This is a genomic window from Solwaraspora sp. WMMD406, from assembly GCF_029626025.1.
Taxonomy (GTDB): domain Bacteria; phylum Actinomycetota; class Actinomycetes; order Mycobacteriales; family Micromonosporaceae; genus Micromonospora_E.
This window is the reverse complement of the sequence record NZ_JARUBF010000001.1, coordinates 5,985,758-6,003,578: the sequence shown is the minus strand read 5'-3', so window position 1 is coordinate 6,003,578 and position 17,821 is coordinate 5,985,758. Positions and strand designations below refer to the sequence as shown.

The 17,821-nt window shown below is 72.1% G+C and carries 17 protein-coding genes and 1 pseudogene; 9 read left to right on the top strand and 9 right to left on the bottom strand.

The features are described from left to right. Positions 1–12 precede the first annotated feature (12 nt). The 4 genes from O7632_RS26670 to O7632_RS26655 all read right to left on the bottom strand — a co-directional run bounded on the left by O7632_RS26670 (position 13) and on the right by O7632_RS26655 (position 2,402). A complete protein-coding gene (locus O7632_RS26670) occupies positions 13–339 on the bottom strand; it encodes a hypothetical protein (RefSeq protein ID WP_278118221.1) in 327 nt (108 codons plus the stop codon). Positions 340–413: 74 nt separating this feature from the next. Beyond that, positions 414–1,001: a DUF5709 domain-containing protein gene (locus O7632_RS26665; protein WP_278118219.1), complete on the bottom strand. Its 588-nt coding sequence runs from the start codon at positions 999–1,001 to the stop codon at positions 414–416. Positions 1,002–1,062: 61 nt separating this feature from the next. Continuing rightward, a complete protein-coding gene (locus O7632_RS26660) occupies positions 1,063–1,650 on the bottom strand; it encodes a hypothetical protein (protein WP_278118217.1) in 588 nt (195 codons plus the stop codon). A gap of 2 nt (positions 1,651–1,652) precedes the next feature. Beyond that, positions 1,653–2,402 (bottom strand): hypothetical protein, encoded by a 750-nt coding sequence (locus tag O7632_RS26655; protein WP_278118216.1) that lies wholly within the window; start codon positions 2,400–2,402, stop codon positions 1,653–1,655. 298 nt (positions 2,403–2,700) lie between these two features. Here O7632_RS26655 and O7632_RS26650 point away from each other — a divergent pair, with 298 nt between their 5' ends. After that, positions 2,701–4,086: a glycosyltransferase gene (locus O7632_RS26650; RefSeq protein WP_278118214.1), complete on the top strand. Its 1,386-nt coding sequence runs from the start codon at positions 2,701–2,703 to the stop codon at positions 4,084–4,086. 143 nt (positions 4,087–4,229) lie between these two features. Here the strand turns inward: O7632_RS26650 and O7632_RS26645 are convergent. The 4 genes and pseudogenes from O7632_RS26645 to aroA all read right to left on the bottom strand — a co-directional run. Further along, positions 4,230–5,006 (bottom strand): annotated as a pseudogene (locus O7632_RS26645) (hypothetical protein); the annotation flags it as partial. A gap of 145 nt (positions 5,007–5,151) precedes the next feature. Continuing rightward, positions 5,152–5,943, bottom strand: coding sequence for a histidinol-phosphatase (gene hisN, locus O7632_RS26640; RefSeq protein ID WP_278118213.1), 792 nt, complete (start codon positions 5,941–5,943; stop codon positions 5,152–5,154). Positions 5,944–6,002: 59 nt separating this feature from the next. Beyond that, positions 6,003–7,061, bottom strand: a complete 1,059-nt coding sequence (locus O7632_RS26635) for a ribosome small subunit-dependent GTPase A (protein WP_278118212.1) — start codon at positions 7,059–7,061, stop codon at positions 6,003–6,005. A 189-nt stretch (positions 7,062–7,250) separates the two neighbouring features. Beyond that, positions 7,251–8,552 (bottom strand): 3-phosphoshikimate 1-carboxyvinyltransferase, encoded by a 1,302-nt coding sequence (gene aroA, locus O7632_RS26630; protein ID WP_278118210.1) that lies wholly within the window; start codon positions 8,550–8,552, stop codon positions 7,251–7,253. A 48-nt stretch (positions 8,553–8,600) separates the two neighbouring features. On the opposite strand from aroA, the gene O7632_RS26625 reads away from it, so the two are divergent. From O7632_RS26625 to O7632_RS26600, 6 genes are all read left to right on the top strand, one after another. Continuing rightward, complete coding sequence (locus O7632_RS26625) at positions 8,601–9,362, top strand: SOS response-associated peptidase (RefSeq protein WP_278118209.1); 762 nt, start codon at positions 8,601–8,603, stop codon at positions 9,360–9,362. Positions 9,363–9,615: 253 nt separating this feature from the next. Beyond that, on the top strand, positions 9,616–10,008 hold the full coding sequence (locus O7632_RS26620) for a WhiB family transcriptional regulator (RefSeq protein WP_278118207.1): 393 nt from the start codon (positions 9,616–9,618) through the stop codon (positions 10,006–10,008). Between the two features lie 122 nt (positions 10,009–10,130). Beyond that, positions 10,131–10,808, top strand: coding sequence for an alpha/beta family hydrolase (locus O7632_RS26615; protein ID WP_278118205.1), 678 nt, complete (start codon positions 10,131–10,133; stop codon positions 10,806–10,808). Positions 10,809–11,283: 475 nt separating this feature from the next. Beyond that, on the top strand, positions 11,284–11,940 hold the full coding sequence (locus O7632_RS26610; RefSeq protein ID WP_278118203.1) for a sigma-70 family RNA polymerase sigma factor: 657 nt from the start codon (positions 11,284–11,286) through the stop codon (positions 11,938–11,940). A gap of 5 nt (positions 11,941–11,945) precedes the next feature. Further along, complete coding sequence (gene rsrA / locus O7632_RS26605; RefSeq protein ID WP_278118201.1) at positions 11,946–12,227, top strand: mycothiol system anti-sigma-R factor; 282 nt, start codon at positions 11,946–11,948, stop codon at positions 12,225–12,227. Positions 12,228–12,575: 348 nt separating this feature from the next. Further along, positions 12,576–12,791, top strand: a complete 216-nt coding sequence (locus O7632_RS26600; RefSeq protein WP_278118199.1) for a biotin/lipoyl-binding carrier protein — start codon at positions 12,576–12,578, stop codon at positions 12,789–12,791. A gap of 80 nt (positions 12,792–12,871) precedes the next feature. Here O7632_RS26600 and O7632_RS26595 read toward each other — a convergent pair whose 3' ends face one another. Beyond that, positions 12,872–14,665 (bottom strand): tetratricopeptide repeat protein, encoded by a 1,794-nt coding sequence (locus O7632_RS26595; protein ID WP_278118197.1) that lies wholly within the window; start codon positions 14,663–14,665, stop codon positions 12,872–12,874. Between the two features lie 194 nt (positions 14,666–14,859). On the opposite strand from O7632_RS26595, the gene O7632_RS26590 reads away from it, so the two are divergent. After that, positions 14,860–15,942 (top strand): SIS domain-containing protein, encoded by a 1,083-nt coding sequence (locus O7632_RS26590; RefSeq protein WP_278118196.1) that lies wholly within the window; start codon positions 14,860–14,862, stop codon positions 15,940–15,942. A 75-nt stretch (positions 15,943–16,017) separates the two neighbouring features. Next, entirely contained in the window at positions 16,018–17,541 is a 1,524-nt protein-coding gene (locus tag O7632_RS26585) for a PAS domain-containing sensor histidine kinase (RefSeq protein WP_278118195.1), read from the top strand. The last annotated feature ends 280 nt before the right edge of the window (positions 17,542–17,821 follow it).

The following is a 17,821-nucleotide window of genomic DNA, read 5'->3' as shown; positions in this document are numbered from 1 at the left end:
CAAGGAGAGGCATCAACGGAGGGGGGCGGGAAGTGGTACTTCCCCCGCTAGCGCCTTCTTGGCCAAGTCGATGCGCTCAGGGTGCAAGGCGTTGTCGCTCACGGGATGTCGGGGCATGTTGATGCAGCGCTGACCGGGCAGGCCGTCGCAAACCGGGCATCGGAGAAACAATCCGCTGGATGGCACCAGTTCGACACCCTGCGCCAGGCCCGCCCTGCCGATCTTGACGATTGCCTCATACAGTTCGTCATCCTTGAGGCGAGTGGCGGCAGCAGCTACGTCCCGCAGCCCTTCCCAGAACTGTTCGGCAGCCTTCGGCTCATATACGTCAATGTGCATCCGTCGGTATACCCGCCTCGGCGCAGGTCAGACGTCGCCGAGTCAGCTTTAGCTGGATATCGCCGTCGCCAGGACTACCGCTGCCGGTCGACCGGTCGGTCCGGCGGTGGCTGGGTTTCGTGGATCGCCAGCTCCTCGGCGCTGGCCCCACCGCCGGCCGCACCGGCGTCCGCCGCCACCGCGTCAGGCTCCGCGTCGCTGTGGGCGCCCTCGTCTGGTTCCACCAGCCGCCCCACCATCCCGTCGGCGGAACCACCGAGCCGGCCGTGGTCGTAGACCGACACCGGCGAGTCGGGGTCGGAGGAGGGGCCGGGATCGATCACGTCGGCGTCGAGCTGCGCCTGGGCGGCGGCCCGCTCGCTGTCGGCTTCGTCGCCCAACGCCGGATCAGCGGGGCCACTGAGCAGGTCGCGTACCGGCGTCTCCAACGATTCCCGGGCAACCTTGTAGTCGAGCGATTCCCCGTCGCGTTGCTCTTGCGCGGTGTTGCCGAAATGATCGACCGCCATCGGCACATCGCCCGGGACGCTGGCCGGATCGGGCCCATCCGCCTCCCGGCCACTCGCCACGTCGTCGTAGGCGGTCGAGTCGTCGTCGGCGGTCTCCGGGATGCCTTCGGACTCGGTGTCGGATACCGGGCGGGGGAAGTCGTCTTCGCGCATGCCGTCCCATTACCCGGCGCCGTAGCTGTCACACACCCTGGTCTGAGGCGACTCGGCGGTCCTACGTCGGATCCGACGGGGCCGGTTCGTCCGGTCGGGCTGGTGGATCCGGCTGGGCTGGTGGATCCGGGGTCGCATGCGGCGATCGACCCGAGGCCGGACGGCGACCCTCGACCGGGTGCCCGATCGGCGCGGTCGGGCTCGCCGTCGTCCGGCCGGGCAGCACCTCGTACGAGTCGGACGCGGTGGTCGCCGACGCGCCGCTCACCGTGTCCGCCGCGAAGCCTTGGTCCGCCGGCAGACCGGGCCGGTAGCCCAGATCGACGCCGGGCCGCTGCCCCCGTGGGGCCGTCGCCGGCCGTACCGGCGCCGACGCGCCGGCCGCGGGGTCAGCCCGTCGGGTGCCGGCCGGTTCAGCCTGGTGGGTGCCGGCCGGTTCAGCCCGGCGGGTGGCGGTCGGCTCCGCGGGTGGGTTCGGACCGGTGGACATGGTGCCGGCCGGAGCCGGTCCGACCGGCGGCGGTCCGGCCGGCAGCCTGCGCCCGGATCGTCGTGTCTCCCGTCCGACCAGGTAGCCGACCGCGACACCGAACGCCACCAGGGCCAGTCGGGTGATCCGCGACGTGGCCGTCGAGCTGTCGTGCGCCACCATCACACGCCGCCACGTCGATCGTCGGTGGCTTCGATGGTCGCCCAGGTCAGTTTGCCCCCGCTGATCGGCGTACCGCCCCAGCGCCGTGCCACCGCGTCGACCAACAGCATTCCGCGACCGCCCAGGGCGGTCGGCGGGACCGGGCCACGCAGCCGGGGCAGATCGGCGGAACCGTCACGCACCGACAACCGCAGCGTTCCGTTTCGGTACGCCACCCGTACCGACATCGCCGTGCCGGCGTGCACCACCACGTTGTTCACCATCTCGGTGATCGCGACGCACGCGGGTCCGGTGAGGTGCGGCACGTCCCACCGCGCGCACCCGTCGGTGACCAACTCGCGGGCCCGGCGGGCCGCACCCGCGACCGGCAGCAGATCGAGCCCGAGCGGCGCCGAGGTCGCTTCGCCGTCAGGCAGCGTCCCGCCGGACGGCGACGCCGGCACCAACTCGTATCCGGCGACCCGCTGACCGGCGACGACGGTGACCCCGGTGGCGGACCAGAGCCGGCCCGTACCGGCTGGCGGTGCGGTGATCACGAAACCGCCGGCCGGCCAGTGCTCGACCGTCGCCGCGACGTCGGACGCGACGCGCACCGCCACGATGTCGGCGATCCGTACGGCGCTGACGTCGACCGCCACCGGTTCGGCCCGATCGGCGAGGCAGGTCAGCAAGTCCTCGCGTACCGCACCGGCGGTCTGCCGGTCCAGCGTGCCGACCAGCCGGACCACCGGACCCGTCCGATCACGCACCAGGGCACACCGTCGTTCGGCGACGTACGCCGCGATGCTCGGACCAGGTCGCGTCGGAGACGGACCCGATGGGCGGATGCGGCCGCTCTGCGTCCTGGTCGCTGCCATGCGTACGGGTACCCCGGTTTGGCCTGTTCATACCGGCGATGTTCGGAGTCGGGCCGGGCCAACTCCGCACCTCGGGGTGGTGCTGACCGGAACCCCGGAATTCGGCTGGCGGCAGGGGTTAGAAATGGCGGTGGCGGGGCCCGGACCGCGACCGCCACCGGCCCCATCGCACGCCAGGAGGAGGTGACAGATGCGCGTCGGCCTTGTGTCCGCACACGGTGGAGCTTCCATCGGTCGCGACCCCGGCAACCGGGACGGAGCACACCTGGACACCACCGGACGAGCGTCGACCGGGACCCGTCAGCACATCGACCGGCTCGCCGCCGAGTTGGCGCGGCTGGGCCACGACGTTCGGGTCTACCAACGCCGTTCGACCCCGGACGAGCCGCCGGACGACGAGCGGGGCGGCTACCGCGTGATCAGTGTCCCGGTGGGTCCACCGCACGACCTTGGCACCGCCGACCTGCTCGGGCACCTGCCGGAGATCGGCAGCTGGCTGGCCGGGCAGTGGCAGCGGGGCGACTGGAGCCCGGACGTGGTGCACGGACACTTCTGGCCCGGCGGGCTCGCCGTCGCGAGCGCGGTCGGTCGGACCAGCGTCCCGCTGGTGCAGACCTTCCACAGCGTCGGCAGCCAGCAGCAGCGGGTACTCGGTCCCGACTACCGGGGACCACGGGTACGGGTGGCGCTGGAGCAGGCCCTGAGCCGAGTGGTCGACGCGGCCATCGCCCAGTGCACCGACGAAGTCGACGAACTCGCCCGGATGGGCCGCGACCGCGCCTCCGTGGCGATGATCCCGCCCGGAGTGGACATCGACCGGTTCTGTCCCGACACCGAGGAGCGTCCCCGCCGCCGTCGGCGGATCCTGTCCGTCGGCGGCCTCACCGCCGGCTACGGACACGACGATCTGATCCGCTGTCTCCGTCTGGTCGGCGACGCGGACCTGATCGTGGCCGGCGGGCCGGCACCGACCGCGCTCGGCGGCCACCCCGACGCGCACCGGCTTCGCGCGCTGGCCGACCGGTGCGGGGTGACGGACCAGGTGGAGCTGCTCGGGGTGGTCGCTGCCCAGGAGATGCCGGAGCTGTACCGGTCGGTGGACCTCGTGGTCTGCGCCAGCCGGTACGCCCCGGCCGGGACCGTGGCGCTGGAGGCGATGGCCTGCGGCGTACCGGTGGTCGGGTACGCCCACGGCGGCGTCGGGGACTGCGTGGTCGACTCGGTGACGGGCCGTCTGGTCCCGGTCGGCGACGTCCGGAGCCTGGGGCTCACGGTACGTCGGCTGCTCGCCGACGACGCGGAGCGCTTCGCCTACGGGCACGCCGCGATCGACCGGGTCCGGTGCCGCTACAGCTGGGAGCGGACGGCTACCGCGGTCGAGCGGCTCTACCACCGGGTGCTCGGGCTACGTGGCCGATGCGTACCGGTGGGATCGGTCTCCGGTGCCGAGCCGCCCGACGGAGATTCGGTCGAGCTGGTCGATGTGGAGATCAACCTGGCCGAGGTCGAGACGACCGAGATCGTCGACGCCGCCGCGTCGGGCGATCCGGCGGCCACCCGGGCGCGGGCGGCCTGAGCCGGCCCGTCAGCGGCTGGTTGTCTGGTGTCGGCTGGTCGTCTGGTGTCGGCTGGTCGTCGGAGGCCGGCTGGTGACTCGCCGACGGCCGCTGGCGCGATCGGAGCCAGTCCACTGGTGATCAGGTGCTGCGTGGCGGCGACCCGGGTCAGGCCGAGGACGGCGGCCAGGGTCACCACGAATCCGGTGACCGCCAACCATTCCCGTCCGGGCCAGACCCTGTCGTTGAGCAGTAGCAGACCGACGATCGCGGCGGGTACCGAACCGGCGGCGTCCATGGCCGCGATCGCCGCCGTCACCGAACCTCGCTGCATCGCCAACCCGATCAGCCATTGACCGACCGCGCAGTGGGCGATCAGCACGTACAGCAGCGGCTGTCCGAGCAGGGTGGCTATCGAGGTGGCCCCGGCCAGCGGGCGGGAAGCGACCGCCGCCGCCGAGAACGCGAAACCGGCGAACAACCCCAGCGTCACCGCACCGGCCGCCCCGGGCAACCGGGCCGCCAGTACGCCGCAGCCGGCGATCGCACCGGTCGCCAGGACCAGCACCGTCACCGCCCGTGGCCCGAGCTGATGCGCGGGTGCGGGTCGGGCGGAGACCACGAGCGCGGTGACCCCGACCAGCAGCAGCACCAGCAGCGAGACCTCGGCGGGCGGCAACCGCCAGTTCAGCACCACCACCCCGAGGATCGCGGTGACGCCCAGCGCCGCCGCGACGCTCGCCTGGACCAGGAACAGCGGCAGGTCCCGTCGGGCGAGGAACGCCAATACGAAGGCCGCCGCCTGACAACCGAGGCCGGCCAGGTAGATCCGGTGGCGGGCGAGCCGGAACAGCAGACCGGGATCGCACCGACCCCGAACCGTGGTACGTGCCGCCGCGATCGCCTGGAACAGATGGGCCACGCCGTAGGTGACGACCATCGCCGCGAGAAAGCACCACCCGGTCGACGTCACCCGGCGAGGATAGAGGGTCGGTACGGCGCGGGAGGGCGAGGCCGGCTGGCAGACACCGGCGGGCGTGCGGCCGTGCCGGTGCGGGCAGGTCAGCCCAGCCGGTGCGGGCAGGTCAGCCCAGCCGGTGCAACAGGTCGGAGTGCAGCTTGCCGTTACTCGCCACCGCGCTGCCGCCGCCGGGTCCGGGCCGTCCGGTCAGGTCGGTGAACGTGCCACCGGCCTCCGTCACGATGGGAATCAGCGCGGCCAGGTCCCACAAGGACAGTTCAGGTTCGACCATGATGTCGACGGCGCCTTCGGCGACCAGCATGTATCCGTAGAAGTCGCCGTACGCGCGGCTGCGCCACACCGACCGCATGATGTCCAGCATGGCGTCGAGCCGACCTGACTCCTGCCAACTGGGCAACGACGAGTAGCAAAAGCTCGCGTCGGCCAGCCGGCGGACACCCGAGACCTTGATCGGCGTGGCGGCGGCGGTGTGCCGTCCGGCGTACGCGCCGTGACCGGTCGCCGCCCACCAGCGGCGGCCCAGGGCCGGAGCCGACACCAACCCGACCACCGGTTGATCGCCTTCCATCAGGGCGATCAACGTGGCCCAGATCGGCACGCCCCGGATGAAGTTCTTGGTGCCGTCGATCGGGTCGATGACCCACTGCCGGTTGCCGGGGCCCGCCGCCGCGACCGAGGCACCGAATTCCTCGCCGAGTACGCCGTCGCGGGGGCGGGTACGGGCGAGCGTGGCGCGCAGCGCCTTCTCGACAGCGGTGTCGGCGTCGGAGACCGGGGTCAGATCCGGTTTCGCTTCGACGTGCAGGTCGAGCGCCCGGAAGCGGGCCATCGACATCGAGTCCGCAGTGTCGGCGAGCAGGTGGGCGAGAGACAGATCATCGGCGTACCGGGCCATGGCCGGAAAGGTAGTCGATTACCGAGCGCAGCGGTCGCGTGTCCCGATGCGCAAGATCTTTAGCTGTCGGGTTCCCCTGACCGGGAGTCCAGCAGCCGGCGGTAGGAGGCCAACCGTCGTGGGTCGGCATTGCCGTCGGCCACCCAACCGGCCAACCGGCAGCCTTCCGCGCTGCCGCTGTGCTCGCAGTTGGGCGGGCACTCCAGCGTGCCGTCGACCAGGTCCGGAAAGCCGTGCAGCAGGCTCTCGGCGGACACGTGGGCGAGTCCGAAGCTGCGGATCCCGGGCGTGTCGACGATCCAGCCGGGGTCCTGCCCGCTGGTCGGATGCCGGGCAACGACCTCGGCGGCCCCGGCGGGCAGGGCGGGCAACCGGAGTACGACCGCGCTCGACGAGGTGTGCCGACCCCGGCCGATCGCGCTGACCGCTCCCACTGCCCGCAGCGCCTGTGGGACGAGCCGGTTGACCAGCGTGCTCTTGCCGACGCCGGAGTGCCCGACCAGCACCGACAGCCGCCCGGCGAGTCGTTGGCGCAATTCGTCGAGTTCGCTGCCGGGGCGGCAGAGGACGTACTCCAGATCCAGGTCGTGGTAGTAGTCGATCACCGCTTCCGGACCGGCCAGATCGGCCTTGGTGAGGCAGAGCAGCGGCTCGATTCCTGCGTCGTAGGCCGCTACCAGGCAGCGGTCGATGAAGCCGGTCCGGGGTGGCGGGTCGGCCAGCGCGCTGACGATGACCAGTTGGTCGGCGTTCGCCACCACGACCCGCTCCAACCGTCCCTCGGCGGTGGTGTCGTCGTCGTCAGCGGTCCGGCGCAGCACGGACACCCGCTCGTCGATCCGGACGATCCGGGCCAACGACCCGGTGGTGCCCGACACGTCGCCGACCAGTCCGACCCGGTCGCCGACCACCACCGACTTGCGGCCGAGTTCGCGGGCCCGCATCGCGGTGACCGTCACCACCGGTCGCCGGTCGGTCGGCGTCGGTGTCGACCCGGAAGCCGGGGTCAGCACACAGCTGTACCGACCCCGATCGACCGCGACCACGAATCCGTCGACCGCGTCGTCGTGCGCCGGTCGGGTACGGGTGCGCGGACGGGAGGACCGTCGTGGGCGCACCCGTACGTCGTCCTCGTCGTATTCTCTGCGCTTGCCCGCCAGGGCCGCTTCCCTTCCGTTCGTCGCCGTTCCGCTGCTCGGTCGGCCGCCGTTCGGTGGCCTGCTGGCTGGTCGCCCGCTGGCTGGTCGCCCGCTGGCCGGCCGGTCAGCCCGCAGGTGCCTGCGGACCGCAGACTGCCTCGTGACAGATCAGCGACTGCCGCCGGCCGTCGTGGTCCATAGTGTCGGGAATTCCGGCAGCGTCTTGGACGTACACGCCACGTCGGTGAGTTCGATTCCGGGCACCACCAGACCGAGCACCGCGGCGGCGTGTGCCATCCGGTGATCGTCGTAGGTGTGGAACCGGCCGCCACGCAGCGGCTTGGGGGCGATCTCCAGCCCGTCCGGCAACTCGGTCACCTCGGCGCCGAGACCGCCCAGCTCGGCGGCGAGAGCGGCCAGCCGATCGGTCTCGTGTCCTCGGATGTGGGCCACGCCGGTCAGCCGGGACGGCCCGTCGGCCAGGGTCGCCAGCGCGGCGATCACCGGGGTCAGCTCGCTGACCTGGCGGAGGTCGGCGGTGATCCCGTGCAGCGTGCCGGTGCCGCGCACGGTCAGCCCGGCCGAGGTGAGCTCGGCGCGACCACCGAGCTGGTCGATCAGTTCGATCAGCAGCTCGACCGGCTGGGCACTGCGCTGCGGCCAGTCGCTCAGGGTGACCTCACCGCCGGTGACCAGGGCCGCCGCAAAGAAGGGCAGCGCACCGGAGAGGTCCGGTTCGATCGCCCACTCCTGGCCGGTCAGCTCGCCCGGCTCGACCCGCCAGACATCGGGTACGGAGTCGTCGACCGCCGCCCCGGCCGCCCGCAGCATCCGAACGGTCATCCGGACGTGTGGAGCGGAGGGCAGGTCACCGCCGACGTGCCGGACCAGCACGCCGTCGGTGAAGCGCGGGGCGGCCAGCAGCAGACCGGAGACGAACTGGCTGGACTTCGAGGCGTCGATGGCGACCTCACCGCCGGGGATCCGGCCGGTGCCGTGCACGGTGATCGGCAGGCCGCCGGTGGTCGCCGCGTCGATGCGCAATCCGACCGTACGCAGCCCGTCGAGCAGTGGACCGAGCGGCCGGGACCGGGCGTGCGGGTCGCCGTCGAAGGTGACCGGACCGTCGGCCAGGCCGGCAACGGCCGGCAGGAAGCGCATGATCGTCCCGGCGAGACCGACGTCGACGTGTGCCGGTCCCCGCAGTGTCGCCGGCCGCACCGCCCAGCGCTCGACGGAGCTGGTGTCCAGGTCGGCACCCATCGCCGCCAGCCCGGCTGCCATCAGGGTGGTGTCGCGGGCCTGCAGCGGTCGGCGGACGCTGGCCGTGGTGGCGCTGATCGCGCTGAGCACCAGGGCGCGGGCGGTCATCGACTTGGAACCGGGCAGACGCAGGGTCGCGGCTACCGGCCCGGCGGCGGTGGGGGCGGTCCATGGCTCGTACGGTTGGGGCACAGTCAGCGTGGGCACCCGTACAGTGTGCCAACAGCCGGTCCGGGCGGGTCTAACCTGGGCACCATGTGCGGGCGGTACGCGACCACACGCAGCGCGGCGGACCTGACCGCGCTCTTCGAGGCGTTGGACGACACCGGCGACGAGGTGGCGGCCGACTACAACGTGGCGCCGACGGATCCGGTGCCGATCGTGCGGCTGTCCCGGCGATCCGGCCGTGCGGGGCCTCCGCCCGATGGCCCGGCGCGGCGAGTGCTGAGCACGGCTCGGTGGGGTTTGGTGCCGCCGTGGGCGGCGGATGTCAAGATCGGCACCCGAATGATCAACGCGCGTGCGGAGACGGTGGCGACCAGTTCCGCGTTCGCGCCGTCGTTCGCCCGGCGGCGGTGCCTGGTGCCGGCCGACGGATGGTACGAGTGGGTCCGGCCGGCCGGCGGCAGGCGGGGCCGCAGCCAGGCGTACTACCTGACACCCGCCGATGGCGGGGTCCTCGCCTTCGCCGGACTCTGGTCGGTCTGGGGGCGTACGGACCCACTGATCACCAGCAGCGTGATCACCACGGCAGCGACGGGCCGGCTCGCCGGGATTCATGATCGGATGCCGCTTCTGTTGCCGGTGAATCGCTGGTCGGAATGGTTGGACCCGGACGTGGACCCGACCGTGCTGCTGGCACCTCCGGATGGCGATTACCTCGACCGCATCGAGATTCGGCCGGTGGGCCCAGCCGTCGGCAACGTCCGGCACAACGGTGCCGGACTGGTCGAACGGGTCGTGCCGACCACGCCACTCGGCGGCGGGGGGCCAGCGGCCGAACCGACCCTGTTCTGATCGTCGGGCTGGTATCGCTCCCACACGGGCGGCGGGCCAGTGTCTGCTACTCCTGGTGACGTCTTCGGTACTCGGGTGGAGGTTTGCTGGCGTTGCGACCGAAACGCCCGGCCGTATTTTTCCCAGAATCGATGCAGACCCTTGTCTGTCCCCAGCAAAGTGCGATAGAAACCAGCGCCGACAGTGGATTCGGATTCACCCCGAGCAAGTGACTTTGATCAATGTTCTGATCCCACGGGGGGGAGGTGGGTAAATGACACGGGCGCGAATGCCTCGCCCGCACGAGGTCGCGGCCGCACGTCGCGACCCCCGGCTGCTTCGGGCGCTCGCCGAGCGACGTCTGGACGAAGCGTGGCGGACCCGAGGGGTGTGCCAGAGCGTCGACCCGGAGACGTTCTTCCCGGCACCGAGCGAGCCGGCGGACCCGGCCGTGGCACTCTGCCGCACCTGTGAGGTTCAGGGCCCCTGCCTTGCCTGGGCGTTGGACGCCGGCGACGCGCACGGAGTGTGGGGGGCCACCACGCCCCGGGAACGGCGGGCGATGCAGATCGCCTGGCAGGCCCCGGCCGGCCAGATCCCGCCGGACGGGTCGCAGCCCGGCCGCGATGTCCGCGACCGCCTGCTCAGCCTCGTCCCGCTGACCTGAGCCGGGCCGGGCCGGGCTGACCTGAGCCGGGCCGGGCCGGGCTGACCTGGGCCGTTCGCCTCGCGGGCGGTCGCCCGGGCGTCGCCGGCCGCCGGGCGACGGGCGCGCGGCACAATGCCCTGGTGACCCAGCGGTACGACGATCCGGAGTTTGACCAGGGCTGGTCCAGGCGCCGACAGACGGTCCCCACCCCACGAGGCCCGGCCTGGATCGACCTGGTCGTCCCGCCGATCCCGCTGGCGAGCCTGTTGGTGCTCGGGCACGGTGCCGGTGGCGACGTCACCGCCGCCGACCTGTCCGCGCTCTGCTCGGCGGCCGCCTGCGCCGCCGTCGCGGTAGCCAGGGTGACCCAGCCCTACCGGGTGGCCGGTCGGCGCGCCCCGGCACCCGCCGGCCACCTCGACGAGGCGTGGCGTGCGGTCGTGGCTCGGTTGGCCGCCGACTTCGCCGTCGCCGGGTCCTCCGGCGGCGTACCGCCGTTGATCGTCGGCGGACGGTCGAGTGGCGCCCGGGTGGCCTGCCGGACCGCCGCCCAGGTGTCGGCGGCCGGTGTGATCGCTCTGGCGTTTCCGTTGCATCCGCCCGGCCGTCCGGAGCGGACCCGGGCCGGTGAGCTGGTGACCGGCCTGCCGACGCTGGTGGTCAACGGCGAGCGTGACCCGTTCGGCGTACCGCCAGCGGGCCCTGACCGGGACGTGGTGGTACGGCCGGGTGAGCGGCACGACCTGCGGGGGGATCCGGAGGGCGTGGCCGGGGTGGTGGTGGACTGGCTCGCGGCGCGTGACTGGGCCCGCCGCTGAGAGCGGTCTCCCCGGCAGCGCCGGGGGCCGTGTCCTCGACCGGCGGGCGTCGTTGCATCCGGTGTGCGTGGCGCCGAGCCGGCCCGCGACGAGCCGCGGTGGCGACACCACCGCGGAGATCCCAGGCCCCTCCCGGTTCCGGTGCCCATCGTCGTCACCGGAACCGGGACGGGTGGCAGAGCTGGCTGGAATGCCCTGCCGTTCGCGCAGCGTTACATCCCCCGGAAGCAGTACGCGACGAAGGGGTGAACCGGTGCGAACCGAGACACGGGGTTCGATCAGGCCGGCCGGTCAGCAGGCGATCGGCCGACATCTGCGCGACGCCCCCGCATGGCGACCCGACGAGTGGTCGACGCAGTCCCTGGCCGCAGCCGGCCGGGCCGCTCCGGCGGCCACCGCGCGTCCGGCCATCGTGCGCACCAGCGCCACGGTGAGTACGGGCACACCTCACCGAACCGCATCTGCGGGTACGGCAATGGGCGTATCCTCGGCGGGACAGTCGAGGGGAGACGAGGGGTTGACCCGATCCGAGCGGACAGACGAGCGGCGCACACGTTTCGAGCGTGACGCGCTGCCGTTCGTCGACCAGTTGTACGCGGCCGCGCTCCGGATGACGCGTAACCCGGCCGACGCCGAGGACCTGGTCCAGGAGACCTTCCTCAAGGCGTTCTCCGCCTTCCACCAGTTCGAGGAAGGCACCAATCTCAAGGCCTGGCTCTACCGCATCCTGACCAACACCTACATCAACTCCTACCGACGCCGGCAGCGCCAGCCGGTGCAGGCACCCACCGAGGAGATCACCGACTGGCAGCTCGCAGCCGCGGAGTCGCACACCTCCAGCGGGCTCAAGTCGGCCGAGACCGAGGCGCTGGAACGGCTGCCCGACAGTGACATCAAGAACGCCCTGCAGCAGCTGCCGGAGGAGTTCCGCCTCGCGGTCTACCTCGCCGACGTGGAGGGATTTTCCTACAAGGAGATCGCCGACATCATGGGCACTCCGATCGGGACAGTGATGTCCCGGCTGCACCGTGGACGGCGCAACCTGCGAGGCATGCTGGAGCGCTACGCGGCCGACCGCGGCCTGCAGCGTTCCCGGTCGACCAAGCCCGCCGCAGCCAGCCAGGAGGTGTGACGATCGTGGGCGCTGACTCATCCGAGCAGGACTGTCGTCAGGTACTCGCCGAGGTCTACCTCTACCTCGACCTGGAATGCGCTGACGAGCGACGCCGGCTCATCCGGCACCACCTCGACGAATGCTCTCCCTGCCTGCGCGAGTACGGCATCGAGCAGGAGGTCAAGGCTCTGGTCGCGCGGTGTTGCGGCAACGAGACGGCTCCCGTGGAGCTGCGCGAGCGGCTGCGGGCCAAGCTCAGCGAGTTCGCCTTCGACGCCGAGTCCCGCGAATATCTGCCGGACTGACCGGTCGGTCGGCGCGGTCCGTCACGGGCCGCCGGTCACGGCCGCTGATCCTGTCACGGGCCGCCGACCGGAACCCCGTTGGTCCCGGCCGGCGACTGGCACCTCAGGAGTTGGGGCGCTTGCCGTGGTTGGCCGCGCTCTTCTTGCGCGCCTTCTTCTTGCGTGCCTTCTTGGCCATGTGCCCTCCCGTCGGACGGTGTCTCCCGTAGACCGGGAGCTGACCTGTTGATGCTAGGCCGGTCTGCTGACCGGCATGCGCGGCGGGCACATGGTTGGATACCTTTCGCACATCGCGATGGGCGGACGAGGACGGCCGGCGCTGGCCGGCCGACGAGGGAGGGCCGGCAGATGGCCGAGGAGATCCGGGCCGAGATGGTGGCGAACGTCTGGAAGGTGGTGGTCGCCACCGGCGACACCGTTTCCGACGGAGACACTCTGGTGATCCTGGAATCCATGAAGATGGAGATCCCGGTGGTGGCCGAGTGCGACGGCGTGGTGCGACAGCTCGCCGTCGGCGAAGGCGACGTCGTTCAGGAAGGTGACCTGATCGCGGTCATCGACTAGTACCCACCCCGGCTGGTCAGCCGGTGGCTGCGGTCCGGCCGAGTGCCCGGTGGGTCAGCCCCGGCCGAGTGCCCGGTGGGTCAGCCCCGGCCGAGGAGCCGGCGGATCAGGCCGGGTCGGCGTTGGCGGGGGACCCGTGCCGACCGACCGACGATCCGACGTGCGGTGGCTGTCGTGTCCGGGTCGAGATCTGGTGTGGCCAGCGCCAGCTGGGCCAGCGACCAGAGGATCGGCACGCTGCGGTAGCCGGCCACCTCGACCGCGTCGGCGAGCCGCTCGGCTACCACCCGGGACACGTCCGGCCGTACCTCCGGATCCACCCAGGCGGCGGTGACCAGCGCGAACATCGCTGCTTCGGCGGCCCAGTCCTCGACTCCCCAGGCCACGTCGACGAGTACCCGGCGGCGGGTGGACAGCGCCCACGCTTCGTCGGTGCGGTGATGCAGCATCCCCAGGCAGGCCCAGACCTGGACGCAGCGGAGCCAGCCGGCCGGGTCGAGGTCGGGGTCGGCCGGCGGCGGTGGATGCACCAGCAGACCGAGCAGGTCGTCCACGTCCAGCGTGGCGAGTACGACCGCGTTGTCGTAGGCCGCTGGCGGATGGCTCCAGACCGGTTGGGCGACCTGCCGGATCCGTTCGCACGCCACCGGTGAGGGATGGTCCAGCGCCGGATCGGCCTGCCAGCCGGCGTAGCGCCACAACTGCCGTACCGAGGTGCGTCTCGGCACTCGCGGGTCGGGGTCGGGGGTTCGTTCGACCGTGACCGGCAGCCCGGGAAAGGCCGTGCCGAGCAGGCGCATCGCGCTGGGCGGCTCCGGGTGACGCAGCGACAACCTGGTCGGCACCAGGCCCCGGGTGAGGGCCCGTTCGATGGTCGCCACGACCGTGCCGCCGGCGGCCGGTAGCCGCGACAGCCAGGGCCGGTCGTGGCAGCACTCGGCCAGGTCGTGGTGTTCGTGGGAGTCGTCGGGATGGTCGCGCTGAAAGTCGGCGAGCGCGATCAGGTGGTGCAGCGCGGCGTCGCGTTGGTAACGCAGCCGGTACGCGGTGTGCACCGCACAGCCGAAGGTCGGGTTACGGGCCAGCGCCTGCTCGATCCAGGTGATCGCTTCGTCGAGTCGGCCGGCGTCGGCCAGGGTGCCGGCGATGTCGGCGTAGATCGACAGGTCGTCCGGGTCGTGGGCGCTGGCCCGGCGTAGCGCGGTGATCGCGTCGGCGGTCCGGCCGGCGCTGCGGTAGGCGTACCCGAGCCAGACCTCGGCGAGTTTCGTCGGTTCGGCGCGGACTCCTCGGGTCGCCCAGTCGAGGGCGGTCGGAATCTCACCGAGCCGGCGGGCCAGCGCCGAGCTGGCGCCGAGCAGCAGGCCGTGGTGCGGGTGCGCGGCGGTGGCGTGGTCTGCCAGCCGCAGGTACGGCAGCAGCGGGGGCCGGTCGCCGGTGGGGACCGGATCGGGTACGCCGGCACAGATCTGCATCAGCACGATCGCGATCTGGTCCGGATCCAGCCGGCCGGGCAGCTCCTCGGCGCTGACCCAGGGCACCCCGGCCCAGTCCGCGCCCGGCGCGTGGCTGGTCGCGGCGGCCAGCAGCTCCAGTCCTTCGCCGGGCCGGCCGGCGGCGGCCAGCAGATGTGCCCGGGCTACCACGGTGCCGATGAACACATGGTCGTCGAGGGGGAACAGCTCCAGTCCGCCGCTGGTGCGCGCGGCCAGCCGGGTGAGCAGCTCGTGCACCTCGGGCAGAGTCGGAGCATGGGTGATCGCGCCGGCGACGTGGTCGGCGGCGTGTCGGTAGTCGCCTTCCTCCAGCGCCAGCCGTGCCAGCGCCAGTTCGCCCTCGGCGGCCAGACGCGGGTCGTGTATTCCCTCGGACACGTTCTTCCGATCCTCGTCGCGTGATCGTCCCCCCTTGGCTCCGGCAGCCTAGGGCACGGAGCGGCTATCGTGGCACCCTTGCTCGTTACTGCTCACTACGTTGCTCATGAAACGAAAAGCGTGCAAGAATGAGCGCCAATCGAGCTACATCGAGCAGATTCGGGAGGCGGGCCGTGACGAGACCGGGAAGTGGGATGGCAGCCGACATCGCGGAGCAGCCAGCCGGCTACGCCCGGCTACGCCAACCCGCGTACGCGGACCCGATCGCGGCCGTCGCCGCCGTGGTGGCCCGGCGCCGCCCCCGGCATGTGGTGTTCACCGCGCGTGGCACCTCCGACCACGCCGCGCTGTACGCGGCGTACCTCACCGAGATCCGGCTCGGCCTGCCGGCCGGACTCGCCTCGCCCAGCGCCGTCACCCTCTTCGGTGCCCGTCCCGACCTGCGCGACGCGCTCGTCGTCGGGGTGAGCCAGAGCGGCGGCTCACCCGATCTCGCCGAGGTACTACGGGTGGCCCGGGCCGGTGGCGCGACGACCGTGGCCGTCACCAACCAGCCGGACTCGCCGCTGGCCGAGGCGGCCGAGCTGACGATCGACATCGCGGCCGGGCACGAACGCGCGGTCGCGGCCACCAAGACGTACACCGCGCAGTTGCTCGCCCTGCTCATGCTGATCGAAGGGATCCGCGCCGGCGACGGGTCGCTGCCGGCCGACGAGCGGGCCGCGCTCGACGCCCTGCCGGAACTGGCCGAGCGGGTGCTCGCCGATCCCGTCCCTACCGAGCTGGCCCCGCGCTACCGGTTCGCGGCCCAGCTGGTCACCACCGGCCGTGGCTACGCCTACCCGACCGCCCGGGAGATCGCCCTCAAGCTGATGGAAACCTCGTACCTGCCGGCGTTGGCCTTCTCCGGCGCCGACCTGCTGCACGGGCCGTTGGCCATGGCCGACCCGGACGTGCCGGTGATCGCGGTCGTCGGCACCGGCCCCGGCGGGTCCGCCATGCGCGAGGTGCTGCGGCGACTCGCCGAGCGGCGGGCGGACGTGTTGACCATCGGCGCCGGGGTCACGTCGGCCGGTACCGGCTCGGCCGGCACCGCGTCGGGCGACGTGACCGATCCGGCGCCGGCCGCGGCCATCGTGCTGCCCCGGGTCGACGAGCGGTACGCCCCGTTGCTGGACATCCTGCCGGCGCAGCGGCTGGCGCTGGCGCTGGCGGTGGCCCGGGGGGAGGATCCGGACGCGCCACGCGGGCTGGCCAAGGTGACCGCTACCCGGTGAGCGGCGGGCGGGCAGGGCCCGTACCGACCGGGTGACGGCTGTCGGTACGACCTCGGGGCATGGCAGGCTACGGGGGTGTCCACCCTTCGTGATCTCGTCGAGGAACACACCACCCTGCGGCCGGTCGACATCGACCATCTGCACCGTCTGGCAGGTGAATGGCAGCTTTTGTCCGATCTGTCCTTCGCGGACCTGCTGCTGTGGGTGCCGGTCGACACGATCGGCGCGTTCCTCTGCGTCGCGCAGGTACGGCCGACCACCGCCCCGACGGCATACCAGGACGACCAGGTCGGCCGAACCGTCGACGGCCCGGAGGTGGCGCACCTGACCATCGCGTACGCCCAGGGCCGGATCTGGCGGGAAGGAGACCCGGTCTGGTACGGCAACACCCCGGCCCGGCACGAGGCGATGCCGGTGCTGCTACGCGCCGCCGACGGTGAGCCGGGTCGGATCATCGCCGTGATCGGCCGGGACACCAACCTCTCCACCGCCCGCACCCCCAGCCAGCTCGAACTCAACTACCTGACCACCGCCGACGACCTGGCCCAGATGGTCGCCGACGGCACCTTCCCGCCGGTCCGGCATCCGGGCGAGACCACCTCGGCGCCCCGGGTCGGTGACGGGCTGATCCGGCTGGACGCCAGCGGCAAGGTCACCTACGCAAGCCCCAACGCCCAGTCGGCGTTCCGTCGGCTCGGATTCGCCGCGCATCTGGTCGGTGAGGACCTCGCGGCGTTGGCGCACCGACTCGCCGACGACCCGTTGGAAGGCACCGACGCGGCCAACCGGATCCTCGCCGCGCTGCGCGGGGAGGCACCGGCCCGCAAGGAGATCGAAGCCCGGGGCGCCACCATGCTGACCCGGGCGCTGCCGCTGATGCCGGCCGGTGTGCCGATCGGAGCCCTGGTCCTGGTCCGCGACATCACCGAGGTACGCCGCCGGGACCGCGCCCTGATCACCAAGGACGCCACCATCCGGGAGATCCATCACCGGGTCAAGAACAACCTGCAGACGGTGGCCGCGCTGCTGCGACTGCAGGCCCGCCGGGTCGAGCAGCCGGCGGCGCGGGCGGCCCTGGAGGAATCGGTACGTCGAGTCGCCTCGATCGCGCTGGTGCACGAGACCCTCTCCATGTCCAGCGACGAGGCGGTCGAGTTCGACGGCATCGTCGACCGGGTGGCCAGCGCCGCGACCGAGGTGGCCAGCACCGAGGTCCGGGTGGTCATGCATCGCGAAGGAAGCTTCGGGGTGCTGCCGGCCGAGATCGCCACCTCGCTGGTGATGGTGCTCAACGAACTGCTGCTCAACGCGGTCGAGCACGGCTTCCCGTCATCGGCCGACGCGTCGGCGTCGGCGAGTCCCGTGCAACCGGCCGAGGTGGTGGTCTCGGCACACCGGTTCCGCAAACAGCTGCACGTGACGGTGGCCGACAACGGCCAGGGGCTGCCCGCCGACTTCGACGCCGAGGGCGGCGGCCGGCTTGGGCTGCAGATCGTCCGGGCGTTGGCCACCGGAGAACTGCGGGGCAGCATCGAATTGCGTAATCGTGCCGGTGGTGGCACCGAGGCCGTCCTGGCGGTGCCGCTCGCCCGCCGGTGAGGGCCACCACACGTCGCCCGTCATGTGGGACGACGGCTACCGTACGCTGGTCTGATGCCTACGGATGTGGCAGCATACCGTACATGACCGCTGCCGTTGAGCGCCGCTTCGTGGCCCGCCGCCACGTCGATTACGGTCGCGTCCGCAGCGCCATCTGTCCGGCTAGCTGAGCACGCCCGACCACTTTTCCGGTTCCGGGCGGCACCGCGCCGGCCATCGCGCTCCATCGGCCCGGCCATCTCCAGATGGCCCCGGCGTCCGTGCCGCCTCCGCAGACCAC